This is a genomic window from Streptomyces sp. NPDC044571 (genome assembly GCF_040647115.1).
Taxonomy (GTDB): domain Bacteria; phylum Actinomycetota; class Actinomycetes; order Streptomycetales; family Streptomycetaceae; genus Streptomyces.
Window position 1 is genome coordinate 16,570 of sequence record NZ_JBEZBN010000028.1, and the last position, 24,677, is coordinate 41,246.

The 24,677-nt window shown below is 68.2% G+C and carries 20 protein-coding genes, 6 pseudogenes and 2 CRISPR repeat arrays; of the genes and pseudogenes, 17 read left to right on the forward strand and 9 right to left on the reverse strand.

Translation table 11 applies throughout. From position 1 onward, the window contains the following. Positions 1-18: 18 nt before the first annotated feature. Together AB0B01_RS17065 and AB0B01_RS17070 are read right to left on the reverse strand one after the other, a co-directional pair. Positions 19-699: a hypothetical protein gene (locus tag AB0B01_RS17065; RefSeq protein WP_361718946.1), complete on the reverse strand. Its 681-nt coding sequence runs from the start codon at positions 697-699 to the stop codon at positions 19-21. A gap of 267 nt (positions 700-966) precedes the next feature. Continuing rightward, positions 967-1,842, reverse strand: a complete 876-nt coding sequence (locus AB0B01_RS17070) for a hypothetical protein (protein ID WP_361718949.1) — start codon at positions 1,840-1,842, stop codon at positions 967-969. A 434-nt stretch (positions 1,843-2,276) separates the two neighbouring features. On the opposite strand from AB0B01_RS17070, the pseudogene AB0B01_RS17075 reads away from it, so the two are divergent. From AB0B01_RS17075 to AB0B01_RS17085, 3 genes and pseudogenes are all read left to right on the forward strand, one after another. Next, positions 2,277-2,447, forward strand: a pseudogene (locus tag AB0B01_RS17075) (Tn3 family transposase); the annotation flags it as partial. A 115-nt stretch (positions 2,448-2,562) separates the two neighbouring features. Beyond that, positions 2,563-5,577: a Tn3 family transposase gene (locus tag AB0B01_RS17080; RefSeq protein WP_361718952.1), complete on the forward strand. Its 3,015-nt coding sequence runs from the start codon at positions 2,563-2,565 to the stop codon at positions 5,575-5,577. 69 nt (positions 5,578-5,646) lie between these two features. Further along, complete coding sequence (locus AB0B01_RS17085) at positions 5,647-5,784, forward strand: hypothetical protein (RefSeq protein WP_361718955.1); 138 nt, start codon at positions 5,647-5,649, stop codon at positions 5,782-5,784. Positions 5,785-5,900: 116 nt separating this feature from the next. On the opposite strand, the gene AB0B01_RS17090 is transcribed toward AB0B01_RS17085, so the two are convergent. After that, positions 5,901-6,986 carry an RICIN domain-containing protein gene (locus tag AB0B01_RS17090; RefSeq protein ID WP_361718958.1) on the reverse strand — a complete coding sequence of 362 codons (1,086 nt, stop codon included), beginning with the start codon at positions 6,984-6,986 and terminating at the stop codon, positions 5,901-5,903. Positions 6,987-7,357: 371 nt separating this feature from the next. On the opposite strand from AB0B01_RS17090, the gene AB0B01_RS17095 reads away from it, so the two are divergent. Continuing rightward, on the forward strand, positions 7,358-8,230 hold the full coding sequence (locus tag AB0B01_RS17095) for a recombinase family protein (protein ID WP_361718961.1): 873 nt from the start codon (positions 7,358-7,360) through the stop codon (positions 8,228-8,230). Between the two features lie 100 nt (positions 8,231-8,330). Here AB0B01_RS17095 and AB0B01_RS17100 read toward each other — a convergent pair whose 3' ends face one another. Then, positions 8,331-8,777: a DUF732 domain-containing protein gene (locus tag AB0B01_RS17100; RefSeq protein WP_361718964.1), complete on the reverse strand. Its 447-nt coding sequence runs from the start codon at positions 8,775-8,777 to the stop codon at positions 8,331-8,333. 388 nt (positions 8,778-9,165) lie between these two features. On the opposite strand from AB0B01_RS17100, the gene AB0B01_RS17105 reads away from it, so the two are divergent. Next, positions 9,166-9,330 (forward strand): hypothetical protein, encoded by a 165-nt coding sequence (locus tag AB0B01_RS17105; protein WP_361718967.1) that lies wholly within the window; start codon positions 9,166-9,168, stop codon positions 9,328-9,330. Between the two features lie 19 nt (positions 9,331-9,349). Further along, a pseudogene (locus AB0B01_RS17110) lies at positions 9,350-9,832 on the forward strand (DUF6420 family protein); the annotation flags it as partial. Positions 9,833-10,291: 459 nt separating this feature from the next. On the opposite strand, the gene AB0B01_RS17115 reads toward AB0B01_RS17110, so the two are convergent. Beyond that, a complete protein-coding gene (locus tag AB0B01_RS17115) occupies positions 10,292-10,525 on the reverse strand; it encodes a hypothetical protein (protein WP_361718970.1) in 234 nt (77 codons plus the stop codon). A gap of 267 nt (positions 10,526-10,792) precedes the next feature. On the opposite strand from AB0B01_RS17115, the gene AB0B01_RS17120 reads away from it, so the two are divergent. The 4 genes and pseudogenes from AB0B01_RS17120 to AB0B01_RS17135 all read left to right on the forward strand — a co-directional run. Continuing rightward, positions 10,793-12,067, forward strand: coding sequence for a hypothetical protein (locus tag AB0B01_RS17120; RefSeq protein ID WP_361718973.1), 1,275 nt, complete (start codon positions 10,793-10,795; stop codon positions 12,065-12,067). Positions 12,068-12,168: 101 nt separating this feature from the next. Continuing rightward, positions 12,169-13,287, forward strand: coding sequence for a NucA/NucB deoxyribonuclease domain-containing protein (locus AB0B01_RS17125; protein WP_361718975.1), 1,119 nt, complete (start codon positions 12,169-12,171; stop codon positions 13,285-13,287). Positions 13,288-13,304: 17 nt separating this feature from the next. After that, entirely contained in the window at positions 13,305-13,835 is a 531-nt protein-coding gene (locus tag AB0B01_RS17130; protein ID WP_361718978.1) for a hypothetical protein, read from the forward strand. A 288-nt stretch (positions 13,836-14,123) separates the two neighbouring features. Continuing rightward, positions 14,124-14,252, forward strand: a pseudogene (locus AB0B01_RS17135) (site-specific integrase); the annotation flags it as partial. A gap of 35 nt (positions 14,253-14,287) precedes the next feature. Here the strand turns inward: AB0B01_RS17135 and AB0B01_RS17140 are convergent. Next, on the reverse strand, positions 14,288-15,280 hold the full coding sequence (locus AB0B01_RS17140; protein WP_361718981.1) for a helix-turn-helix domain-containing protein: 993 nt from the start codon (positions 15,278-15,280) through the stop codon (positions 14,288-14,290). Between the two features lie 52 nt (positions 15,281-15,332). On the opposite strand from AB0B01_RS17140, the gene AB0B01_RS17145 reads away from it, so the two are divergent. Continuing rightward, positions 15,333-15,728 carry a cupin domain-containing protein gene (locus AB0B01_RS17145; protein ID WP_361718984.1) on the forward strand — a complete coding sequence of 132 codons (396 nt, stop codon included), beginning with the start codon at positions 15,333-15,335 and terminating at the stop codon, positions 15,726-15,728. A 122-nt stretch (positions 15,729-15,850) separates the two neighbouring features. Here AB0B01_RS17145 and AB0B01_RS17150 read toward each other — a convergent pair. Next, positions 15,851-16,097: pseudogene (locus tag AB0B01_RS17150) on the reverse strand (Tn3 family transposase); the annotation flags it as partial. Positions 16,098-16,199: 102 nt separating this feature from the next. Next, entirely contained in the window at positions 16,200-16,805 is a 606-nt protein-coding gene (locus AB0B01_RS17155; RefSeq protein WP_361718987.1) for a hypothetical protein, read from the reverse strand. Between the two features lie 406 nt (positions 16,806-17,211). Here AB0B01_RS17155 and AB0B01_RS17160 point away from each other — a divergent pair, with 406 nt between their 5' ends. The 6 genes and pseudogenes from AB0B01_RS17160 (at position 17,212) to AB0B01_RS17185 (ending at position 24,101) form a co-directional block, all read left to right on the forward strand. Further along, positions 17,212-17,493: a hypothetical protein gene (locus AB0B01_RS17160; RefSeq protein WP_361718990.1), complete on the forward strand. Its 282-nt coding sequence runs from the start codon at positions 17,212-17,214 to the stop codon at positions 17,491-17,493. Between the two features lie 212 nt (positions 17,494-17,705). Continuing rightward, positions 17,706-18,350: pseudogene (locus AB0B01_RS17165) on the forward strand (MerR family transcriptional regulator); the annotation flags it as partial. A gap of 547 nt (positions 18,351-18,897) precedes the next feature. Next, positions 18,898-19,292: a CRISPR direct-repeat array (repeat unit 29 nt; unit sequence GGGGTCATCCCCGCGTGTGCGGGGAGCAG). 774 nt (positions 19,293-20,066) lie between these two features. Further along, positions 20,067-20,432 carry a hypothetical protein gene (locus tag AB0B01_RS17170; RefSeq protein ID WP_361718993.1) on the forward strand — a complete coding sequence of 122 codons (366 nt, stop codon included), beginning with the start codon at positions 20,067-20,069 and terminating at the stop codon, positions 20,430-20,432. Next, complete coding sequence (locus tag AB0B01_RS17175; protein ID WP_361718996.1) at positions 20,429-21,121, forward strand: nucleotidyl transferase AbiEii/AbiGii toxin family protein; 693 nt, start codon at positions 20,429-20,431, stop codon at positions 21,119-21,121. The genes AB0B01_RS17170 and AB0B01_RS17175 overlap by 4 nt, the downstream gene beginning before the upstream one ends. Positions 21,122-21,245: 124 nt before the next feature. Then, positions 21,246-22,435, forward strand: a pseudogene (locus tag AB0B01_RS17180) (MFS transporter). A gap of 457 nt (positions 22,436-22,892) precedes the next feature. Continuing rightward, entirely contained in the window at positions 22,893-24,101 is a 1,209-nt protein-coding gene (locus AB0B01_RS17185) for an integrase (RefSeq protein ID WP_361718999.1), read from the forward strand. Positions 24,102-24,149: 48 nt separating this feature from the next. Here AB0B01_RS17185 and AB0B01_RS17190 read toward each other — a convergent pair whose 3' ends face one another. Next, on the reverse strand, positions 24,150-24,314 hold the full coding sequence (locus AB0B01_RS17190) for a hypothetical protein (RefSeq protein WP_361719002.1): 165 nt from the start codon (positions 24,312-24,314) through the stop codon (positions 24,150-24,152). 29 nt (positions 24,315-24,343) lie between these two features. Continuing rightward, positions 24,344-24,500: direct repeats of the CRISPR family, unit length 29 nt; unit sequence GGGGTCATCCCCGCGTGCGCGGGGAGCAG. Positions 24,501-24,677: the final 177 nt, after the last annotated feature.

A 24,677-nucleotide genomic window follows, 5' to 3' on the forward strand; every position in this document is an offset into this window, starting at 1 on the left:
CACCGAGAGGTGCAGCCGTCAGACCGTCTCTCGGTCCGGCCGCGGATAACCGATTTCGGAGATGTCCTGGGCCAGGTCCGCCAGGGTGACTTCTGCGTTCAGCGACGATACGAGGTCTTGGTCCAGCGGTCGCAAGGCATACACATTGCTCACCGCTCTTAGGTCCACGGGGACCTCGTAGTAGTCCTCGGCGAAGTGCTGGAACGCTTCCGGAGAACGGTCGACCAGGAGCTTGAACAGTCCCGTCGTCCCATCAGGATCGGCACGACCCACGGGGAAGCCGATCGTCCCGTGGCGCCACTGATCGTCGGTCTTCCCCCGCCACAGGCAGGCTGTTACAACGGGCACACCGTCCTCGTCGATGAACGCAGGCTCCTCCACGAAGGGCCGAAAAGCATCCGGGACCTCGTCGACCACTCCCGGCCAAGGCTCGCCGTCGTTGCCATATGGGCTCATCGGCGATTCGTGGCTGAAGCCGCGGACATAGACCCCGGCCGCCGAGAACACTATGGAGTACTCGTCTCCTGACCCGTTGCGCATCGAGGCCATCTCCTCACCGGCAGCCCACCTCGCGTTGAAGGAGTAGTACCGGCTTTCCCAGTCCGGGCTCAGGATCGCGTCGAGCATCGCAAGCGAGCGGCACAGGTCCCGCAGGTCGGCGATGGTGGGAAGCTGGCGAGCCACGTCATAGACAGTCACGGGCTCATCCAATCGGATCCCTCTGACATTAGCCCCGCCCCTGCCAGACGTCACGGTCAGTAGCAGTTCCAGAGCCGGACGGGCCAACACGCGACAGTTGAATAGGCGAGTCCACCAGTATCACACCGCGGAAACCACTTCGGGCAGCTCGGCGGCGGGGGCTGCGGTGGGCCCGGCTGACGCGGACCGTAGCCACAGGCTCCGCCCGTGATCGACCATCTTTCATTGAACCTCGCCCGGAGATCCTTCCAGTGCCAACGGTTGTACTCAATGTTCCCCAAAGCCGGGTTCGGCTGGGCAGAACTGCTCCAGGAGGAGGGGGGTGCCGAGGGCGAGGGTGGTGAGGCGGCGGTGGGCGGCTTCGAGGGTGCGGCGGGCGGCCGGGAGGCCGGCGGGGGGCGCGTCGCGGCCGTGTCGGGGGCGGCCGGGGGCGGTGGTGACCCAGAGCTGGTGGACGTCGCCGCCTTGGAGGGTCTTGCGGTGGCCGGCGGTGAGGGCGTGGTGGGTTTCCATCCAGCGAGTGAGGGCGCGCCGGGTGACGGTGTCGAGGGGGTGCCAGGTGCGGCTGACGCGGGCGCGGGGGAGGGGGCGGCCGAGCTGGAGGTCGTCGAGGGTCATGGGCTGGAGGTGGGCGAGGCCGTGGCCGGTGGTGACGGCGAGGGCGATGAGGGCGACGGTGCGTTCCCAGGTGGAGGTGAGGATGCCGTCGGGCTGGTGCGCGGTGAGCAGGCGGAGCGTGCGGTGGGCTTCCTCGGGGGTGAGGCGGGGGGCGAATTCGGGCTTGGGGACGGTGAGGGCGAGGGGGTGGCCGTGGTGGGCGGAGAAGGTGTTGAGGGTGGTGGTTCGGGCAGCCATGGAGTTGGCGGAGGCGGGGGTGCGCGGGCCGCGCAGGCCGGTGCGTCGACGGGTTTCCCCGCGGGCGGCGGCGTCCAGCCAGGCGGTGGCGTGGGCCGGGTCGAGGAGGTCGGCCTGGGTGAGGTCGGTTTCGGGGCAGTCTTTGAGGGTGGCGAGGTGGGCGGCGTACTCCTGCAGGTAGGTGCGGCGCAGGCTGCGGGTGGCTTCCCCGGGGACGGCGGAGAGGAAGGCGGCGATGGCTGCGCGGGCGGAGCGGTCTCGGGCGCTCCGGCTCGTCTTCTCAGTCATCGGATCCTCCTTGGTTCGAAGCGTCGCCCTCCCAGAATAAGAGCAAGAAGCCGGCGGAGCTCCCGGCCCGCTTCACAGCTGGCCTATCGTGTCGGCTCGTGTCGAACCGATACGCATCGTGCAGTATCGAACCGGACATCGCGCCCCCGCGAGGCTCCCGGAACTACGCCTGGCAGAGGTAGGTAGAGGAGTTCGAGAGGAATACTGCTTCTTGCTCTTATTTGCAATAAGACACGGGCGCGGTGAGCAGGTCCACTCACCCTCGACTGCAGTCATGGGCCTGGGGTCATCCCCACAAGGCGCGGGAGCCCAGGGGTGATGGCCCTGCCCCCTACGGGGGCCGGAGCGCATTCCGAACGCCTTGACCGGTAACCGCATGTCAGGCAAGCCGCCGATCCGGTTCCGCGTCCGCCTGGGGGAGGCGTCAGGCGGACGCCGAGTACGGACGCCTCGCCAAGACTCTGCACCTGCTCGCCGTCGTCGACCCGGTCGACGACACCTACCGCCGCCAGATGAACCGCCAGCTCACCGTGCAGGAGTCCCAGCACAAGCTGGCCCGCGACGTGTGCCACGGCAAGCGCGGCACCATCCAGCAGGCGTACCGGGCCCCGGTGTCCTAGCTCAGACACCAGCCGCAAAGTAGGTCTCGGGTAGCCGAACGAGTCCCGTTTCCCCGTCTTGGGCGTCGTCGTTGGTCTGATCGAGTGATCGAGTGATCGAGTGATCGAGGCCAAAGGGGCGGGCGGGCGGCAAGAGTGGTCGCCAGAGGAGCTGTTGGCGAACTGGACGCTGGTAGACGGCGACTGGGACCTGGTGGCGAACAAGAGCGGGACGACCCGGCTCGGCTTCAGCCTCTTGCTGAAGTTCTTCGAGCTGGAGGGCCGGTTCCCCGATGTGCTGGAAGAGGTCCCGTCGGCCGCGGTGGAGTACGTCGCCGATCTGGTGAAGGTTCCGGCCACCGACTTCGCGAAGTACCTGCTGGTCGGCCGGACTGCCGAGTACCACCGCAAGCAGATCCGTGAGGCCATGGGCTTTCGGCCGTCGACGGTCGCGGATGAGAAGGCGCTGGCCGAGTGGCTGGCCGTGGAGGTCTGTCCGGTCGAGATGGTGGAGGACCGGCAGCGCGAGGCCCTGCTGGTCGAGTGCCGGGCCCGGAAGATCGAGCCGCCGGGCCGTACCCGGGTCGAGAAGGTACTCGTCGCGGCGCGGGGCAAGTGGGAGAAGACGTTCTGCACCCGCACGATCGGCCGCCTGGGCGAGGCGGGCACGGCTCGGCTGCTGTCCCTGGTGGCCGAGGACAACGAGGCAGGTACCGCCTTGCTGGCCGCGCTCAAGCGCGACCCCGGGGCTGTCGGTCTCGACGCCCTGTTGACGGAGATCATCAAGCTGACGTCGGTGCGGGAACTCGGGCTGCCCGACGGGCTGTTCGCGGACTGCTCGAAGAAGCTGGTGGCCGCCTGGCGGGTACGGGCGATCAAGATGTACCCCTCGGATTTCCGTGACACGGCGGAGGACGTACGGATCACCCTGCTCGCGGCGCTGTGCTCGTCCCGTCAGGCGGACATCACCGATGCCCTGGTCGATCTGCTGGTCGCTCTGCTCCACAAGATCAATGCTCGTGCCGAGCGGCGGGTGGAGAAGCAGCTCACCGCCGAGTTGAAGAAGGTCCGCGGTAAGGAGGGGATCCTCTTCAAGCTGGCGACGGCCGCCGTCGACAAGCCCGACGAGGTCGTACGCCGGGCCCTGTTCCCGGTGGTCGGAGAGAAGACGCTGCACGAGCTGGTGGCCGAGGCGAAGGCGAACGAGAAGGTCTTCAAGGCCAAGGTTCGCACTACCCTGCGTTCCTCCTACAGTTCGTACTACCGGCAGATGCTGCCGCCGCTGCTGAACACGCTGGGCTTCAGGTGCAACAACACTGCCTATCGGCCGGTGATGGACGCGATGAGGCTGCTGAAGAAGTACGCCGATGTCGACGGCAAGACCCGTTTCTACGACGCCACGGATGTGGTGCCGATGGATGGCGTGGTGCGCAAGGACTGGCGTGAGGCGGTCGTCGACGACAAGGGCAAAGTCGAGCGCATCCCGTACGAGTTGTGCGTCCTGGTCGCGCTGCGGGACGCCGTACGGCGCCGTGAGATCTATGTCGAGGGCGCGGCCCGCTGGCGGAACCCGGAGGACGACCTGCCCGGTGACTTCGAGGCCACCCGCGCTGTGCACTACGCCGCGATCCGGCAGCCGCTGAACCCGAGGGCGTTCATCGCGGACCTGAAGAAGCGCATGACCGCGGGCCTGGACCAGCTGTCCGGCTCGCTCGCGGACGGCTCGGCGGGCGGGGTGAAGGTCACTACCCGCAAGGGCGAGCCGTGGATCACCGTGCCGAAGCTGGAGCCGCTGGCCGAGCCCACCGGCCTGGCGGCCCTCAAAGAGGAGGTCTCACACCGCTGGGGCGTGCTGGACCTCCTGGACGTGCTGAAGAACGCCGACTTCCTCACCGGCTTCACCGAGGAGTTCGCCTCAGTGGCCGCCTACGAGCGCATCGAGCGTGACGTCCTCCAGCGCCGCCTGCTGCTGGCCCTCTTCGCGCTGGGCACGAACATGGGCATCCGGGCGATCGTGGCGACCGGCGAGCACGGCGAGAGCGAGGCCGCGCTGCGGCACGTGCGCCGGCATTTCATCACCGTCGACAACCTGCGGGCCGCGGTCCGCAGGCTGGTGAACGCCACCTTCGCCGCCCGCGACACCGCATGGTGGGGCCACGGCACCGCGTGCGCGTCGGACTCGAAGAAGTTCGGGTCCTGGTCCTCGAACTTCATGACCGAGTACCACGCCCGCTACGGCGGCAACGGCGTGATGATCTACTGGCACGTCGAGCGGAAGAACGTCTGCATCTACTCCCAGCTCAAGAGCTGCTCGTCGTCCGAGGTCGCAGCGATGATCGAGGGCCTGCTGCGGCACTGCACCGACGCCGAGATCGAGTCGAACTACGTCGACACCCACGGCGCGAGCGTCGTCGGGTTCGCCTTCACCGAACTGCTCAACTTCCGCCTGCTGCCGAGGCTGAAGAACATCGGCAGCATCCGTCTGTACCGCCCGGACGACACGCCGCCCGGCTGGCCGGCGCTCGGGGCGTCGCTGACGCGGCCGATCCGCTGGGAGCTGATCGAGCAGCAATACGACCAGATGGTGAAGTATGCGACCGCCCTGCGGCTGGGGACGGCGGAGGCGGAGCAGGTGCTGCGGCGCTTCACCCGCGGCGGCCCCAAGCACCCCACCTACGCCGCGCTCGAAGAGCTGGGGCGCGTGGTCCGTACGGTCTTCGCCTGCGACTACCTGGCCAGTCCTGGCTTGCGCCGGGAGATCCATGGCGGGCTCCAGGTCGTGGAGAACTGGAACAGCGCGAACACCGTGCTCCACTACGGCAAGGACGGCGCCCTGACCGGGCCGGACAAGGAGCACGCCGAAACGTCGATGCTCGCCCTGCACCTGCTCCAGTCCGCGCTCGTGCACGTCAACACCCTGCTGGTCCAGCAGGTGCTGGCCGAACCAGCGTGGGCATCGAGGCTCTCGGACGAGGACCGGCGCGGCCTGACCGCGCTGTTCTGGTCGAACGTCAACCCGTATGGCACCTTCCGCCTGGATATGGACGCCCGGCTCGACCTGGGACCGGTTGCCGCCGTACCCCGCCCCCGCAACCCGGCGGATGCCGCCGACCGATCGGGCAGGGAGACCCGATGAAGGACTTGCCTCCCTGCTCGGCCTCAACCTCCTGCCGAGGCTGAAGGCCCGGAAGCCGCGCGAGCCCTCGTGGCGGTCCCGGCCGCCACCGCCGCACTGCGCCGCCGACTCGCCCCGGCCACCGCCGAGGTGCCCGCGCCGCGCTCCGAACGGCCGCGCCGGCGCGGACTCGGCCCCGGCTGGAAGGGCGTACGGGCCACCGGCTGAACTCCATCAGCAGGTCCAGCACTCGATGTTTGACGAAACTTGTCGGACATTGCGGACTCAGCGCAGGTCACGGCGCTGCAAGTCGAGCGACGGCAGGCCGTTTCTGTTCCTTGACGTCAGCGCCCGTAGCCGTCCAAGACGCTGACAGCCGGGTTGAGTGTGTTCCATTCCAAGATCTTGGTGCCGTCCATTCGTTCCACGGTGTAGCGGTCGCCCCGGAACCAGAGACACTCGGCTACCCTGACGCCGTCGGCCTGGTATTCCCTTTCGACCTTCTCCGTCTTGCTGTGCTCGTGCACCTCGCCGGTGTAGGTGGTGACCTTCAGCTCGCGGCTGTAGGTCGTGCTCAGGGAAGCAGCGAAGCCCTTGTAGGCGAACGACGCCTCGGCGGTCACCGAGATGCTGGTCGTCTCTTCCACCGTCTTGGCGGTGCTCGTCGTGAGGCCGACCGTGACCTTCTTGGTCTTCGTGACCTTGCTGGTGCCGGCGTGATCGTAGAAGTACACCTTTTCCCAGTAGCCGTACCGCTTGACGATGTAGTACGGGCTGTTGTCAACCTGCCACTGGGGCGAGGAGTCCCCGATCGTGAAGAAGGGCACGGCCAGCTGGCCGATTAGCACATCCGGTGTGGTGTCCCGCGGAGGCTCCGTGAAGCTCGTGAGCCGGATGACGTCACCGATGTCGTTGGGGTCCCTGTCAATCGGCCTGAGGCCAGTGATCTGTGGATACTCGTCTTCCACCTCCAGTGCCCAGTACTGCCGTTCCCGCGTCTCCGGCCCGCCGGGGGTGTACTGCTGGAGGTTGGTCGACGGCGAGATGCCCCAGCTTTGGGGGGTCAGTTCCAGGCCGCTCTTCTTGTTGACAACGGTGTAGTAGCCGCTTGTCGCGGGCCTGAGCATCCACTTCTGAGAGGAGGCGACCTCGGGGGACTGGATGTCGTACTGCTGCACTCCCATGGACGGAGCCGTGCTGTTCTGGTGGACGTTGATGCACAGACCGGTCCGCTTGCTGACGAGCATGACGTCATCGTTGTCCAGCGGCATCACGTGCCAGACCTGCTTGGCGCGGTTTCCATCGCCCACGCCCGTCAGCGTGTAAATCTGAAGCTGGGTCTCACCCGAACTCCAACCCTTGGGGGTCACGACCAGACCGTTGCTCGCTTTGTTGCGGATCCGATACGTCCTACCCGGCGTAAACGCCACGACGTTCTCCTCCTGCTAGCCCGGCACGGGACGACTGAGGGTAATCGATTAGTCACAGACTGCGCCTGTGACGCCGAGCGCGACTGCTTCAGACCGACCTGATAGAGAGTCACGCTAGAAATGACACGCTACAGTCAATCACTTTCAGTGGTCAGGTTAATGCGCTAAGCGATGGTGCCGCTTCGTGTGGTGGGTGGTCATCACGCTGCCGCCTTCGCGGAGAGGAAGTTGGCGACGGCCCGGTCGGTGTTTCACAGGTGGTCACTCATGAAACGCCCCGCCGCGCGGCGGTCCACCTGCGGTGATCATGTTTCATGAGTTGTTGCAAACGACTGGATGTCTGAAACACCCTCATGAAACGATCTGAGGTTGTGAGCGATGACGACTTCAAGCGCGTGGAATCGCACGACTGCCCGATGTCCACCTGCGGCGCCCCCACGGGCTCACCGTGCCGGACCGGCAAGGGCAAAGTGGCCATCCAGTACCACACCGCCCGCTTCCGCCTCGTGCCCCAACTCGCCAAGGCGCTCAGCGTGCCGACCCCCGCCGTACGCAAGCCGGGATCGGTCTGGACCGAGTTGCCCCGCCCGGTGAGCGCCGGCGCCGAACCGGTCGGGCACGTCCGCCTTGGCTACGCCCGCGCCTCGACCACCCGGCAGTCCCTCGACGCACAACTCGACTCCCTCGCCGAGGCCGGGGTGACGCGTGTCTTCTCGGAGAAGATCTCCACCCGCGCCACCCGGCGCCCCGAGCTGGAGGCTGCCGTGAAGCTCGCCGGGGAAATCCGCTCCTCCGGCGTCGCCGTCACCCTCGTCGTCCACGAACACAAACGACTCGGCCGCGGCATCGAACTCGCCATGCTCGCCGAGGAACTGAAGGCGAGCGACGTCGGCCTGGAGTTCCTCACCGGGGAGCTGAAGGGCTCGCACGACCCGTCCGGCATCGTGTTCACCGTGCTCGCCGCGATGTCCGGCATGGAGCGCGAGTACATCCGCGATCGTACCCTCGAAGGCCACGAGTCCGCCCGCAAGCGAGGCAAGACCATCGGCGGCGCGGGCGTCACCGACGAGTCCATGCTCTCCATGGCTCTCCACCTGCGTGACCAGGAGATGAGTCTGCGCGACATCGCCAAGCGGCTCGTCATCACCACGGGCGCGAAGACGGGCCAGCACCCCTCACCCGCCACCGTCATGCGGATGCTGCGCGAACACGACGAACAGGCCGCCACGACGGCAGCCACGTGATCCCCCGGCTAGTTTGCGGCTGGTGTCTGAGCTAGGACTCCAGGGCCGTCCCGGGCGGCCGTACCCGCACCCACCCGCACCGTGGTGGTCTGTGGCCCCGTCAGTACGTGGGGCAGAGGTTGGTCTGTACGGCGGCGAGGATGAAGGCGGCCTTGGTGGGGCCGAAGCCGTCCGGATGATTGGGGCTGATGAAGCGCCGGTTCGTGGACTCGACACGCTTGGTCGGGTCCTTCTCGTCCTTCATGGACTGGCACTGACTCAGCCCGCGGCTGACGGCCTTGTCGTCCTTGCCGTTGACGATCTCGGGGTCGATCTTGTTGAGCGCGGCGAGGTAGATGGCGCGCTGCTCGGGTGCGGGGCTGGGCGGGATGCCGGCGGCTGCGGCTGCGGAGCTGAGCGCCTCGGGGGCGATGCTCGACTGCGATGCGGACGGCGAGGCGGCAACCTTGTCGTCGGGCTTGGGCTCGCTGGTGACGGCCTCGGAGCAGCCGGTGAGGGCGAGGAGGCCGGCGGCGGCGAGGAGGGTGATGGTGTGGTGTGTGCGCATCGCGTCATGGTGTCGGCGCCGGGACCGGTGTGGGTGGGCTGTGACTGATCTGTGACGCGCGAAAGCCCCGCACGTTGGCAGGGCTTCTGTGTCCGGGCACGTGGTTCCCCTCCGGGCACTACTTGAGCAGCAGGTGCAGAAGGGTCAGCACGCTGATGCCGACCAGGAGGGCGATGCCGAAGGCCGGGTGCAGGAAGGCGATGTAGGTTCCGAATCCAGGAGTTCGCGCCGCGCCACACGAGACGGACCCGCCCCCTCGCTCCCGTCCGCGAGTCGCGGACGGGAGCGCTTCCGTGTGCGCGGACCGAATCGCACCGTGCAGGCTCCCGGCTGGGCCACCATGCCATGTCCGCGTACCGCCCGGCCCGAGGAGGAGAATCGCCGCCCCGTGATCCGTACCCATCCCTGGCCCAAGGGCGGCGCTCCCCAGCTGGGCGTCGGCGGCCCCGGCCTGCCCGCCCCGTTCGGCATCTGGCCCGCCGACGACCACCCCGGCGACGAGGACCAGGAGCACGAGCTCATCGCCGACCGCACGAGGGAGACCAGTACCTGATGACCCCGAGCACCGCGGCGTCGCCGGCCCGCACGCCGAGTACGACAACCTGACCGTCCTACACGGCACGGAGACGAACCTGCCCTTGCTACACCCGTACGGCACGGTGGCGGTCGGCGACCGCTGCATCACGCCCGGCGGAGGTCGGCTGACCGTCGGGAAGGCCGGCAATCACTTCCAGATAACGCTGGACCACCTCGGGTGCCCGGCCCAGCTCACAGAGGTGAAGAACGCCCTCTTCAAGCGGCTCGGTCTGGCCGCCGAGGGGCGCTGCCTGCATGCCGGGTGCCGCCACCCCGCCGCCGATGCGGAGGTGGTGCTGCGCACCTTCCAGCTGAGGACCGGCAGTATCGACCTCACCGCCTTCGTGCGGGCCGCGCTCGCCGTCGAACTCGGCGACGAGCGCCCCGTCGACCGACTTCTGCAGGACGCCGAGGCGCTGGCCGGCCCCGTGCGCCTGCCGGATGAGGGAGGAGGCAAGGGCCAGCCCAAAGCCGGATAGGTTGAGCCCAACAAGGTCGACGGGCCCTGTTCGAGGCGCGGTGCGCCGCCGTGGTTGGGCCCGGCGCACCGCCCACCTGTGACCGGAGAGACGGGGGGGGGACGCCCGGAGCGCACCCCTCGTCGCGGTTTACGCCAAGAGGTGGCAGCCCCATGACGGTCAGGCCCGCGGCGCCGAGGGCGGCGAGGATGCCGCCGACGGCGAAGACGGCGGCGCTGGCCGCGAAGCCGCCGACGAGAATCTCGCCTCGCTCTGCGGGCCTTCGCCGAAGCCGAGCAGGCCGCCACGGACTACGACCTGCCAGTCAGGCCCAAGCCCGTAAACATCCGCCGACCCGAGGGCCCACTCGCCCCAGAGGAGATCGAGCTCCGCGAGCGACTCCAGACCCAGCCACACCCGAACGCCGCAGGCCGCCATGGACGACCTCGCGACCGTGCGCGCGCAGGAGTACGAGGCTGCTTAGCGTTGATGGCTGTACCAGTGGTCCCCAAGGTCGCAGTCCACGGGTCGGTGGTGCGGACGGGCCGCGGCGGTCCCGTACAAGCGGGTGGCGTCGAGCAGTGCCTTGAGCCGAAGCGTAACGAGCGTGCGGTCGACGCGGGCCTCGTCGTCACACACCCGGTGGGTCGCCCCGGCGCACTGCCCGTCCTCGCCCTCGTCGAGCAACGCGGTGGCCAGACCGGCACAGCCCATAACGCGACCGGAAGCTCATCGCCAGGATTGTCGAGCCAGCCGAGCTCCCGCCCGGCGGCCCCTCTCCGCCCGTAGCGGTATCCGAGGGCTCCGGGCCGGCGGTTGAGCCAGCCTTCGCCCGGTTCCGGTCAAGTTGACGACAAACCGGTTGCCGCATGCATCGATTCGGTAGGTTCGCCTGGTCATTTAAATGATCATGCTTCAGTAGGGGGAATCTTGCACTTACGGGGGAGACTGCTCGCGGCTCTGTCGGCGGTAGCGTCGGCCGTGGTTCTGCCGCTGGTGGCGGCGTCGCCCGCCAGCGCCAGCGCGCCTGTGCAGAGCTGTAACGAAACCCATCAGGCCCGTATCTTCTTCTGGGCGGTGGCGTGCACCCAGCCCGGTCAGCCGGTGATCGGTGCATTCGGCACCTGGCGGAACGTGCCCATCACCTTTGGGAGCGGCGGGAACGCCGGATCCGCGCAGGCATCGAACTACCTGCGGATGGTCCCCAACACCGAAGGGGGGATGTTCGCCAACTCCATCGAGGTCGGTCTCTACGCCGAGAAGACCGGTCCGACGACCAGCACATACGGGCCGCAATGGACCGAGCTGGGCAACAGCGGGGGCAAGACGAAAGCCATCACGGCCGGAATCAACCCGACGGTGGCGGACAGCATGAACCACACGTACATGACGGTCCGCCAGGCCAGTGGTGACCAGTGGGACGTGCTGTACGACTTCAACTGGGTCGGCAGTACCACCGACCAGCTCAAGGTCCCACGCGGGAACTCCAATCGGATCGACATCGGTCTGGAGGTCATGGGACCGCAGCACGTCACCGTTCCGGAGATTGCCAACCGGGTCCAGTTCATGGCGGAGAACAAAGCCTGGTCCCGGGCCGCCACCGCGGATACCGCCCAGGTCACCACTCTGGGAATCTGCGGACAGTCGAAGGGACTGCCCTCCGACCCGACGGCCGTCTACACCGCCCCGTACTGCTTCAATGCGAAGCTGACGGACGCGACGAAGTTCACCCAGTGGACCGTGAGCAAGCCCGGCGCAACCACCTCGCAGGCGAGCCCGCTGCCTCCCCAGTCGACGGGCACGTTCAACGGCGTCGACCAGAAGGCGCTGTCGCGGTGCCTGGCCACCGACCCCAACTCCTGCCTCACCTCGGTACCAGGCCTGTCCACATGCGTGCAGACCGCCAAGGTCTGCAACGCCGCCGCGTTCCAGAGCGCCCCCCGCTCCTCCGCGCGCGCGGGCAGCGGCCCGGGGGAAGCTGCTGACATCGGCGCCCGCGCTGCGGCGTCGTTCGGGGTTGCCCAGAACACCGTGCGCCTGACCACGGGAACCCGAGCGCCCGGCGCCGCAGCCACGTTCGGACTCAGCTTGCAGTCGCCCGCCGCCAGTGACACCAACGTGGTGACCGTGGAGTCCTCGGCGCCGAACCACGGACTGGAGCGGCGTGGTCTGACCTTTGAGGGCTTCCGCGCCACCTATTCGGCCACCACTGGCCAGCTCCTGGATGCCTGCTGGGGGCAGATGTGCCGCTCCTGACCGCCACCGCCGTGACCGCCTCGCCCATAACCGAGGAGCCTTCCTTGCCTGACGGCCGCCCGCCCCTGCCCGGCCGACCCCGTCGGCGTCGAACCGCGACGATGGTCCTGTCCACCGTGCTCATGCTCGCAGCCGGCCTCGGAACAGCTGGTCCAGTCAATGCGGAAACGATTCCTCAAGGTGGTCCGACTGCCACGGCCGCAGTCGGCCAGGAGGAGAAGGACCTGCGCACCGAGTGCGCCGCCCATCCGGAGGCGAACACCCGTAAGGGCTGGGTCAAGAGCCGATTCGAGACGTGCGTGCACCAGCCCGTCCACCTCAAGCTCATGGACAAAGAGCGCCGCCTGAGGGGCGAACTCTGGTTCGATCTGTGGATCCTCGGGTTCTCCTACGACGGATCCCGCCGTGTCGACTACACCAGCAGTATCGAGAACATCCGCACCAAGGCGGTCGCCGGTGAGAATCCCGCGACGTGGAAGATCGAGCAGAACTTCAGCCACACGATCAACGCCTCGGCCAGTGGCCCCAATCCCCAGATGACCAAGCCGGCCGTCACCACCCGCAGCGAGAACATCGCGCAGTGGACCGCAAAACCCCTCTGGCAGCTCAACTACACCTCGCCCGACACCGGGAAGCTCGACCCCGTCAACACCCAGGTCGTCTCCGGGATGATCACCCTGGACATGCGGGTGTCCTCACCCACCGCAGTGCCCTGGACGGACCCCGTCATGGCCTACTCCAGCGTCCGCTTCGACTACGCCGGGCCGACCGCGGGCAAGTACAAGGGCACCGTCTTCACCGAAGCCCGCGTTGAACTGGTGATGAGCCTGAAAGACCCTGCCGTCGACCAGAGCGCCCGGCACATCCTCGACGCCCAACAGCTTCCCGAGCGCACCTTCCCCTCCTGGGCTGGGAAGACTGTGCCTGGAGCCACCGAGCCTCTCCACCGCCTCATCGACAAGGACAAGCAGGAGAAGAATCGGGAGAAGGCCATCGCGACGTGCAACGATGTGTGGGGTGACTACAAGGGGACGACGCTCCAGTGCGACGAGTATCCCTTCGCCTCCACCAAAGAAGGCGCCGCCGCCCCGGGAGACAGGTTCTCGGCCAGGCTCATCGACGGAACCGACAATGAGACGGGCGGCCGAAAGCTCAACGAGATGTTCACCCTGAACCGCATCCTCGACGGAGACGCGTTCTACGTGAAGATCACTCCCTGAGCAGCGACGGAGCCCCCTTGTCTCTCATCACCGAGTACAGCACCAACGCCCGGCCGGACCGAAGGATTGTGGAGGTCTACGACGCCGACGCCTACCTCGGCGACGACGAGGCGTTGCAGCAGTCAAGGACCCAGGTGGTTGCCGGAAACGGCTATCACCTATATCTGCACAGCCTTCAGCCCGACATCGAAGTACAGGTCATCATCAGGGTCTGGGACACCCCCCAGAAGCCCCCGGAAGACGCTGAGGGCACCGTCCCTGTCTCCCTGGAATCAGAGACGGGCCAGCTCGTCGTCAACCAGTTCACCTTCGGGCCGGCGGGCGTGATGGACCTGCCGCGCCCCGGTGTCTACGACGGGCACGCTGCATGGAGCGGACGAGAAGCCACGGCCGCCTACTACAACACGTGCCTCCAGCGCGCTGTCGATGAGCAATGGGGCGCGGAACAGATCGGAGCAGCGTGGAAACAGTGCTCCACGGCTGAGCAGTACATCCTCGACCTCTGGTTCGTAAGGGAATCCGAACCCGAGTACGAGGACAACGAATAGCCTCGGGGACTGCTTCCCCAAGCACCAGATGGGACCCGTGACTTCCGTCCAACCGCGTGGGAGCACGGGCTCTCCATCAGCCGCGTCAGACGGCCTGGCCGAAGCCAGCAGCAGCCAGGTCCTGGTCGCGGAGCTGGGTGAAGTCGACGTCCAGCTTCGGGTCGTACGCCTCGGGCTGGGTGTCGAGCTCGTGCGTGGAGTACTCGCCGAACCGGTTACTTAGAGATGGCGCGCGACGGAGGGGTCAGCTTCGTTCCGGGCGGGGGCGGGGAAGGCCAAGGTCGACGCTCCCTGCTGATGCTCATGGCGAAGTCCCGGCACAAGAAGCCGGAGAACGTCCGCCGCTACTTCAAGCCCTCTCGCGAGGCGATCGCGGAGCTGACCAGCCTGCTCGCCCCTGGCGATAGCAGACGATGAAGCACACGTGGTTCGTCGGCAGGGGATGCCCGCCGTCAGTTCGCCTCCGGACCGAACCGGCGCTTGTACGCCGACGGTGTGATGCCGGTCTCACGGCGCATCAGCGTGCGCAGATTGGCAGCGGTGCCAAGACCGCTGCGTCGCGCGACTACCTCGAACCGGGACTCACCTCGCTCGATCAACCGGCACGCCAGAGCAAGCCGTTCCCCCGTCAGCCACGCCAGCGGCGTCGTGCCCAGTTGCGCCTGGAAGCGGCGATGCAGCGTCGCCGGACTGACCGCCGCGCGCGCCGCAAGGCCGGACACGGTGAGCGGTGAGTCCAGCCGTTCCTGGGCCCAGGCCAGGACAGGTGCCAAGGACTCGTCCGGCAGGTCGGGCATGGGACGCTCCACGAACTGCCGCTGCCCACCGTCCCGGTGCGCCGCGAAGACCAGCCGCCGGCTCACAGAGTTGGCGACCTCCGCGCCGTAGTCGCGACGGACCACATGGAGCCCAAGATCGAGAGCAGCTGCACTTCCTGCCGCGGTGAGGATGTCACCGTCATCCACGAACAGCACGTCTGCTTCGAGCTGGACAGAGGGGAATCGGGCCCGGAAGGAATCCGCCCACTGCCAGTGCGCGGTGGCCCGGCGCCCGTCGAGGACGCCAGCCTCGGCCAGTGTGAAGGCGCCGCTGCAGAAGCCGACCAGACGCGCACCGCGGGCGTGTGCGCGGCGGACGGCATCGAGCACGGCGGGACGGCGGGGCACTTCGACGTCAGGCCGGTTGGGGACGATCAAGGTGTCCGCCGCGTCGGCCGCTTCCAGGTCGGCGACTCCCGTGAGCGTGAAGAACCCATCTCGCACCAGGGTGCTGGGCTCAGGCGAACAGAGCCTGAAGTCGTAGAGATCACGGCCGATCTCCGGTCTGCGCAGACCGAAGACCTCGGTCGCGCAGCCGAGCTCGAAGGGGTTCGAGTTCTCGTCCACGATCACGACGACACGGTGTACGCCCGCCGCGTGAGCTGCGTGCGAGGATTCTTTCGCCATGTGCAATTCCTAGCACTCACGGCGGTCAAGCGAAACGGCTCAGGATGAGCCCATGAGCAGCGAACCCATCCCCCTCAGCAAGGCTCTGGCCTCCTTCGACGCCTTGTGGAGCCCCCGCATCGTCACTCGCGTCAACGACTACGACGTCCGCATCGCCAAGGTCGAGGGCGACCACATCTGGCACGTGCACGACGACACCGACGAGTTCTTCCTGGTACTCGACGGCGAGCTGCGCATCTCCCTGCGCGAGCCCGACGGGGAGCGCACGGTCCTGCTCCCACAGGGGGCGGTCTTCACCGTCCCCCGAGGCACAGAGCACAAGCCGTACGCTCCGTCCGGCGCCGCAATCCTCATGTTCGAGCCCACCGGGACACCGACCGTGGGCGATCGCCACGACGAGATCCCAGAGCACGTCGACTCAACAACCGGACACGCACTCGGCACCTGACCCGAAGGCTTCGGACACGCCACTGCCCATGGCGTCAGCCCGCCGCCGGGTCGGTTACGTTCACCGACTGCCCGGCGAGAGCGGCGCGGGACTCAATCCTCGGCGGTGTCCGGATCGCGCAAGGAGTACCGGCCGAGCACGTTGATGTGGTGTCGCACGAACGGGGAGAGCCGGGCGACGTCCTCGTCAGGCACCTCGAAGCCGTCGGCGGAGCTGGGTGAGGGCGGCGTCCATGGAGCGGGTGTTGAACAGCACGAGCGCATGGAGGACCAGGCCGAGCGCCCCGACCTGGTCCTCCATGCCGTCCTGGTAGCGCTGGTAGAGGTGCCCCGCCCGCCCGTGGAAGATCTTCCGGGCGAGCGCGTGGCGCCTTCCTGGAGGTTGGCCTGCACCTCGATCTGCCGCCGGTAGCCGGGCTCGTCGGCCAGGCGCAGGATGTGCAGAGTCTTCGATCTTGGCCCAGCCGGGGGGCTACGCGGAGGCGTCCGCCTGGGGGAGGCGTGCCAGGGCGTCCGCCAGTTGGTGTACCGACACGGCGCCGGAGTCCGGGAGGCCGGCCTCCGACCAGGCGCGTTGCGCGGTGGCCGTGTCGCCCTCGGCGGCTGCCAGGACGTTCTGCTTGGCGCTGTTCTCGTGGATCGGGTCGGTGTCGAGGCCGAAGTCCGCCAGGTGCACGACGATGCGCACCTCCAGCTTCGGATTGGACGCCATCCGCTCGTTGAGGCGGTAGACCCGGACCCGGTGGCCGATCAGGGCGCGGGCGCGCTCGATCATCGCCCGGCCGGCTTCCGAGTCGCCGCGGTCGGTGCGGATCGGCTGCTCCAGCTCGCCGGAGGTGTTGCGCAGCACCAGGACGCCGCGGGTGCTGGAGGCCTCCACCCGTACGTCCAGCAGAGTCGCAGTGAACTGCTTCGCCGCATCCAGCCGGGCGATGTCCTGACCGACTGTGTCCCCGAGGACGTAAAGGCTGACGGCACGTTCGCGGACGCGGTCGGTCCAGTCCGCTTCTTCGCCCGGCGGGCACGGACCGACGGCATGGACTGCGGCGATGACGAGATCGAGGTCACGAGGGTTCACCGGCCCATCATCACAATCATTTGCGAAACACCCACCTCGTGGTGCTTTCACGACGTCACCAGCGACTTGCGGCGACCACCGCTCTCTTCCGGTCGGATGCCACATATGACCAGCGTTGGCTTTGGCTCAGCTCGCGCCATAAATCGAACACGTGATTGAATTTCTCCATGCAGTGCACCCCACCCTTCCCCGACGACCTGGTCCGGCTCCAGGCCGACTGGCTCCGTACGTACCAGACGCTGGCGCACCGGTCAGCACCAGTCGGCACGACACCATTGCGTCGCCGACTGGTGGTTCTGTCATGCGCGATTTCCGCTCACCCCTACTGGTCGCTCCCTCTTCGCACGGCCGGCGGCCCGGGGGAGCTGCGCCGCGCGGCCGAGGCCCGGCGCGGGGGGAGGGCAGCATGACCAGTGCCTGCCAGGGGAACGACAGGGAACGCGACGGCACGGATCCCGGGACGCCCGCACCGGCTCCCCGTCTGGTCGTCCATCCCCCCGATCACCGGGGTTGGCGCCGGGTTCGGTGCGATGGACAGAGTCTGGGCATCGCGTACCGGCTCAGCGACATCGCCGTTTTTCTCACCGCCACCGGCATGCAGGACGCCGAGGACTTCGACCTCATGGACCCCGCGCTCGTCGAGTGGCGCGGCGGCGGCCCCGAGGCGTGGGCGACTCCGTCGCAGTAGCGACCCGCGGCGGATCAGCGGCTCAGGGCGCAGGGCGGGCGGGGCCGCCTCAAGGAGCGCGAGGCGGTCGTACTTCAGCTCGGTCATCACGCGGCAGGTTGTCGGTGGCGTCGCGGAAGACGCAGATCAGCTTCGTCATCGGGTTGACCCTCTCCTTGGTTGAGGCCTCAGAGTTCTGGGCGTGGAGAGCGAGATGCGCAGCATTTGGCCAGATGACCCGGGACAGCGGATTGAGTGTGAGTGCGCTGCGGTTCTACGACCGTGCCGGGGTTCTGGTCCCGGCCTGGGTGGATCCGGTGAGCGGCTACCGCTGGTACGGCTCCGAGCAGCTTGAAGAATCCCTGTTGCTGGGCCGCCTGCGCCGGGCGGGCATGCCGTTGGCGGACATTCGGCTGGTGCTGGCCGGCTGGTCCAGCGAGGACACCGACCTGGTCCGGAAGCTGCTCCAGGCGCATCTACGCCGCCTTGAACTGGGGCTGTCAGATGCCCGCAGCAAGTTCTCCACGGTCCGCGCCCTACTCGAATCCAGGAAGAACCCCAGGACTTCACTCCGCACCGCCACCGTCCGGCTGACTGTCTCCGCGGCTGAGCTGGCCGCCGCGTTGGACGCAGTCCGCTTCGCAGCCAGCACCGACCCCGAGCTGCCGATGCTCGGCGGCGTCCTGTTCGACATCGAGGGTGGAGCGCTCCGTACCGTGGCCACCGACCGCTACCGGATGGCTGTCGCACACGCCGCTACCGCTGGGCATGCCGGGCCCCGGGTGCAGGCCATCGCACCGTCTCCGCTCGCCGACGCGATGCGGGCGCTGCTGAGTGACGAAGCATCCGTCCAGCTCACCATGGAGGGCGACCGCCTGGCCTTGGAGGCGGGGAATCGGCAGGCGGCCGGCGGTTGCCTCGACCACGACTTCCCTGACTACCGCCGCCTCGTCCGCCTGCCGGCAGGGCGCCGTGCTCTCGTCGATGTCGCGGCTTTCCGGGAGGCGGTGGAAACCGGCCCCGTCCGCGCAAGCGAGGTGCGCGAGCAGAATGGTATGGCGTGTGATCTCAGTGTGCTCAAGGTGACGGCCGACGGCGGGGTGACCGTCTGCGGAGACGGTGACGACGACCATGACCGCGTCGCCGTCAACCGCGAATTCCTCCTGGACGCCCTCGCCGCCGGTGCCCGCGACCAACTGATCCTGGAGCTCGGCGCCCCCACGGCGCCCCTGGCCATCCGCCGGATCGACACCGAGGAGAGTTTCTCGATCCTTGTGCCGGTGCGTCTGGAAAACGGACCGCTGGGGGAGGTCACCGCTGGTCGCATTTGGCGGTCGACGTACGCCGCCGGGCTGGGCCGACGCACCCCGCATGTGCGGGGAAGCAGTTCACCGCCGCCTGGCACCGGCACAGCGCACCGTCACCGGGGTCATCCCCGCGTGTGCGGGGAGCAGGGGTACCCCGGTCCGCAGACCTGGAAGCGCCTGGGGTCATCCCCGCGTGTGCGGGGAGCAGCCGTCTGGCTCCAGCTCGACGGCGCGCTCGTAGGGGTCATCCCCGCGTGTGCGGGGAGCAGTACTGCGGCTCCTCGGTGATCCGCCACTCGCCGGGGTCATCCCCGCGTGTGCGGGGAGCAGAAGGAAGAGGCGACGACGTTGTACGCCTCGCCGGGGTCATCCCCGCGTGTGCGGGGAGCAGCACGAGGTCTATGCCATCGCTGACGCCATCGGGGGGTCATCCCCGCGTGTGCGGGGAGCAGGGGATGACGTTTGGAAGGGCGATGGAAACATCGGGGTCATCCCCGCGTGTGCGGGGAGCAGGCTTGCTGACCTGCCACTTTAGGCGGTCAGCGGGGCCTTTCGAAGCACTTTCACTGAAACCGACATTTCCGGCACGTTCCTCGTTCGGTCGGGACCCTACACCTCTCCCCAGAGGTTGCCGGTCCCGGCGCGCTTGGATCGTGTCTCGCAAGCCCGCGGGTCTGCGACTACCTCCGCCTGATGCTGTCGATCGTGACATCCCGGCAAGCGCCAGGTGGCGGCTCAACCACGCTAGCCGAATGCCCAGCCACAAGAAGGGCGCCCCACATGGCGCACACAGCATGCGGCCTACGGGCGCTACTCCGCACCACAGGCATTGATGCTCGCAGAGAGTTCCGGTGCTCGTGAGTCGGGGGCCCACCGCGCGGCGGGCAACGGCCGAGGGTGTTCGCGCGCCTCAGCGGGCTTACGGCCGCCGGAAGTCTGGAGGAGTGCTGGGCCACGCCCGGAGCTTGACCCTCATGGCGATCGGTCGGCGTTGGCAACCTCCTCCGGGAGGTGTTCTGCCTGCCTCGCCCACCGCACGGTGATCCATGCCGGCGGCGCCCGACCGATGCGGCGCCCAGCACCGTGGTCACCGTAGGCGCAGCACTGTGGGCACCGTAGACGCAGCACTGTGGGCACCGTAGGCAGCGCCCAGTGGCTGGCAGGCCCGGCGCGGGCAGAGGGGGGCGTATCCCTGATGGGCCGAGCGCAGGAGGCACATGACAGCCGCCGGGACCCGGTGTCGCGTCTGCGGTACCGGAGACGGACGAGACGCGGGATAATCGCTGCATGGTCATGCTCTCCTCCAGCAGCGCAGCGCCCTCGGCCGCCGAGGTGCTCCGCGCCCGGTACGCGAGCCGGCTGCCCGCCTCCCTGGAGAAGCTCGCAGGTCCGCGGCACGGCGTTGTCGAGCTGCCGCTGCACGTGGCCTGGTCGGGGCTGCGCGCCTACGACCTGGACCGCCCGCGCCTGCGCATGGGTCTGTACCGCACCGTCCTCGCCGAGGGCCAGCACGAGGACCTGGTGACTCTGCTCAACCACGACCTCCTCCTGGAGCAGTGGCCCGTCCTGCGCACCCTGGTCAGCCGGCACATCCGGCAGGTCTGGGAGGAAGCCTTTCCCGAGCTCGTGACCGCGAGGTCCGCGGCCGCGTGAAGCTGAGCGACCTGCACCGTCGGCTCCTGGCCGCAGTGATCGACATCGGCACCCCCTACCCCCTCGTGATCACCGGCGGGTACGCCATCCAGGCCCACGGCCTGGTCGAGCGCCTCAGCCAGGACCTCGACGTCGCCACCGAGAACCCCGCCCCGATGTCGGAGATCGTCTCCAGCCTTGAGCGGGGCCTGGCCGAGCGCGGCTGGCAGGTCCGAATGATCGACGTGGACGCGATCTCCGCCCGCCTGGTGGCCACCGACCCGGACACCGGCGAGGAGTGCGAGGTCGACGTACTCAAGGAGCACTTCTGGACCCCGCCCACCCAGACCGAGTACGGGCCGGTCCTCGCGTTCGACTCCGTCATCGGCACCAAGGTCCGCGCCCTGGCCGACCGAGGCGCCGTACGCGACCTCATCGACGTACACGCAGCCTCCCGACACCGCACCACAAACGAGCTGGAACGCCTCGGCGAGCGGCACGGCCGCGACGAGTTCCGTCTCCAGGACCTCCGCGACCGCCTCGCCGGCGCCGAGTGGGCCGACGACACCGAGTTCGCTGCGTACGGCCTGACGGAGGACGAGACGGCCGAACTGCGCGCCTGGGCCCGGCGATGGGTCACCGACCTCGAACAGCGCCTGCACGACCACAACCACGAGGAAGATGCGCACTACGACGAGGACGGGACCTGAGCTCGCGGGCTCGCCGTCGGGCCACAGGCCGCCGCGAACTCGCAGACATACCCGGCGTCCGGCCTTGGGGAACATGGTTACAGAGCTGTGCGGAACCAAGTACTGAAGGGGCGCGCTGAGCGTGGTGGACGGGAGTTCGTTGGGCCGGCAGTTCGGGTGGCTGTGGGCGTCGTGTGCAGTCAGTACATTCGGCACGTGGCTCGCGTTCGACGCGTTCGCCTGATCGCGATCCTTGTGCCGCACGCCGGGCCGACCCAGATGTCGGTGCTGGCGGCCGCGGGGCTTACGGTGGGAGCCGCCGTGACGGTGCCGCTCGGGCCATGGGTGGAGTTGCGCCGCAAACGGCCGGTGATGGTCGCGATGGACCTGACCCGGTTCGCGGCACTGATGAGTGTCCCCCTCGCGTACGCACTCGGTCTGCTCAGCTTCGTCCAGCTCCGGGTGGAGTCCGTCGTCGTCGGTGCAGCCGGCATCGCTTTCAGCGCGGCGCCAGTGGCGCGTACCTGAAGGTGCTCGTGCGGCCGGAGGACTGCTCGTCGCCAACGGGCGGTTCGAGTCTACGACCTGGACCGCCAGCGTGCTCGGACCGGCGTTCAGCGCAGCCGCCATTGGGCTGTTCGGCTCGGTGATGAGCGTGGTGGCCGATGCAGTCAGTTGCTCTCTGCTCTCAGCCGCAGGACTCCGTGCGATCGGCGGCAGTGAGCTGCGTCCCGTGTGCCTACCGGGGCACACACGCGGCTGCGCCCCCTGTTCTTCAACACGGGCCTGGTCAGCGGCCTGGTCATGACGGCCTTGCCGCTGCTCGCCGTCCTCATGCTCGGCGACCTCGGGTTCGCCCCCTGGCAGTACGGCCTTGCATTCGGCTTGCCCTGCGTCGGGCGGCATCATCGGCGTGGGCCGGCCCGCCAACTCGTTGTACGGCTCGGCCGGCATCGGGTCATGCTCACCGCCGGGGCACTTCTGCGTGCTGGCCGCTGGGGCTGGCCTTCATCCGGCCCGGCGTGATCGAGCTCGTGCTCGTCATCGCGGTCGCCTTCGGCCTGATCACCTGCAGGGGCGTGTTCCACCCGGTGTTCGCCACCTACTGGCTCGGAGCAGACACCGACGGACCGGATCGCTCGCACCCTGTCAGCGTGGTCGGTCACCAGCAAGGCAACGGTCGCGGCCATGACCGGACTGTCGGGCCTGCTGGCCGGCTTCACCGGCCCCCGCACCGCGATCGCCGTCGCCGGTCTCCTCATGCTGACCACCCCCTTCCTGTTTTCCCGGCACGACCACGCACCGTGCCCCGAGCGAGATCCGGTCCGGAGCTGAGGGACGCACGGCAACTCACCCCCAGCCCGAAGCCAGGCTGCGGCCTATCCGCGCTTCTGCCGGGGGGCTGGGGCTGCTGAAGCCCAGCTGGCCCAGACAAAAGGGCCCGTCTCCGACGTTCGCGGCAATCGCGGGACTATCGCTACGTTCGCGTCAGCTGCACCGAGGCTGACTGGGACGCGATCCCGGCCACCGACAAGTCCTTCAGCCGCCAGGGTTTGGTTGGGACCTCCGTTGGCTCCGGAGTCCGGCCCCGCCGCGGGAGCGGCGGGCTGACTCACCTGCGGCCAGGGGTACACCCCCTGTGCAGCTCGACCCGACCGCGGCCTGCAAACTCGCACGCCACGAGGAAAACCTCGTTCCTCTCTGTCCTTCCAATCAAACGCGGGCGCAACCCTCGTATAAATTCCCTTATACAAGGGTGATTGCCCAGGAACGATCGTCAGGGGAGGGCCGCATGACCGCGCATCAGGGTCCGGCGGGAGGGGCGTCGATGGTGGCGGTCGACGAGGACACCGAGGTGCTCGATGCCGAGCTCGTCGACGAAGCGCTGCTGCCCGCCACCATCCCCTCGGCAGCCGCGCCCCGGCCACTGCTCGACCGGCACACCATCCTCCACCCCGGCGAATCCGTACCCACCGAGGCGGACGCCCCGACCTACACCCGCCGGGACTTCGAGGTGTCGCCGGCCACGGCGGAGCGTCTGAAGAACAAGGCCGCGCCGGCCAACACCAACCGCAACTACAGCAGCCAGCGCAAGAACTTCGCCGAATGGTGCGAGGCGATGGGGCGCGTGGCACGCCCGTGCACGACGGCCACGTACGTGGAATGGGTCGCCGGCCTCATCGCCCGGGACATGGCCCCCAACACGATCCGGACGTACATGTCGGGCGTCCGTACGTGGATGCCGGAGGGCCAGCGTCCGGGCACCACCGAAGCCCGCGGCATGCTGGCCGAGTACCGCAAGGAGTGGGGCAAGCGGAACCGCGTACGCAAAGCCCCGCCCATCACCGAGCCGATGCTGCGCGCCATGGTCGACACCTGTGACCTGCGCACACCGGCAGGACTCCGGGACCGGTGCGCGCTCCTGGTGGGCCGGGGAGCGCTGAACCGCCGTATCGAGCTGGCAAACCTGGACATCGACGACGTCGAGGTGGAGGACAGCGGCGTCGACCTCTGGATCGCGTACTCCAAGACGGATCAGGAGGGAAAGGGCGAGAGCACGTTCATCCCGGCCGACCCCGCCGGTCCCGCGCTGTACGACCCGGTGTCGGCCGTACGGGACTGGCTGCACTGCCTGCACCGCATGGGTGTCCACGACGGCCCGCTGATGCGCGCCCTCACCTCGAAGGGCAGGCTCCAGAACCGCACTGCCGCGACCACCCGGGGCGACTACGTCACGGGCGACGCCCTCAACGACTGGATCCGCCACCGCGCCTACCTTGCAGGCCTGCCCGGCTGGCACCTGATCACCTCACACGGCCTGCGCCGCGGCGGCGCCCAGCAAATCGCGGACGCCGGCGGCGACCCCACGCAGCAAGGCCGCTGGAAGCCAGGTTCGGCAACGGTGAAACGCGAATATCTCGATCGCGCCCAGACCCGGGCTCAGAACCCGTGGCACAAGGTCCACATGCGGAGCACGCTGGGACCTGATGGGGAGCAGTAGGCCTGTGCGACATCGCATGAGCTCCCCTGAGCCCTGCTGAGAATCCCCCTACCGTCGCGCGGCGACGCAGGACGGTGAGGTCATGTCGTCCGTGATGACCGGCGGTTGACTGCCGTGCATGCCCTTGCGGGCCGCGGCGTCGAGTCCCTCCAGACACTTCAAGGAACCCTCGGCCACGCCCACATCGGCGTCACCGCAAGCGTCTGCGACCACGTCCAACTCCGCCTCCAGCGCTTGGCATGTCCTTGGGGTCATCCCCGCGTGCGCGGGGAGCAGTACATCGAGGAAGGCGCCATGCCGAAGATCACCGGGGTCATCCCCGCGTGCGCGGGGAGCAGCTCGGCAACGTCGGCTCGATCATCGGCAGCCTGGGGTCATCCCCGCGTGCGCGGGGAGCAGGCTTGCTGACCTGCAACGTTACGCGAGCATGAGGGCATTCTGAAGCACTTTCATCGACTCGGGCCTTTCTCGCATACCGCAGAATCCGACGGCTCCCGTGTTGGGTAGCCGTCGCTACGAGTCGAGACTGCGCCTACGCGGCCCCACACAGAACCATCCAGGACAGACGCGGCGTCA

Bases quoted from the DNA above. Each gene is read 5' to 3' on its own strand.
- AB0B01_RS17125 (WP_361718975.1), top strand. From the start codon at position 12,169: ATGGTCCTGTCCACCGTGCTCATGCTCGCAGCCGGCCTCGGAACAGCT.
- AB0B01_RS17145 (WP_361718984.1), top strand. From the start codon at position 15,333: ATGAGCAGCGAACCCATCCCCCTCAGCAAGGCTCTGGCCTCCTTCGAC.
- AB0B01_RS17160 (WP_361718990.1), top strand. From the start codon at position 17,212: ATGACCAGTGCCTGCCAGGGGAACGACAGGGAACGCGACGGCACGGAT.
- AB0B01_RS17140 (WP_361718981.1), bottom strand. From the start codon at position 15,280: ATGGCGAAAGAATCCTCGCACGCAGCTCACGCGGCGGGCGTACACCGT.
- AB0B01_RS17170 (WP_361718993.1), top strand. From the start codon at position 20,067: ATGGTCATGCTCTCCTCCAGCAGCGCAGCGCCCTCGGCCGCCGAGGTG.
- AB0B01_RS17185 (WP_361718999.1), top strand. From the start codon at position 22,893: ATGACCGCGCATCAGGGTCCGGCGGGAGGGGCGTCGATGGTGGCGGTC.
- AB0B01_RS17115 (WP_361718970.1), bottom strand. From the start codon at position 10,525: ATGGGCTGTGCCGGTCTGGCCACCGCGTTGCTCGACGAGGGCGAGGAC.
- AB0B01_RS17070 (WP_361718949.1), bottom strand. From the start codon at position 1,842: ATGACTGAGAAGACGAGCCGGAGCGCCCGAGACCGCTCCGCCCGCGCA.
- AB0B01_RS17100 (WP_361718964.1), bottom strand. From the start codon at position 8,777: ATGCGCACACACCACACCATCACCCTCCTCGCCGCCGCCGGCCTCCTC.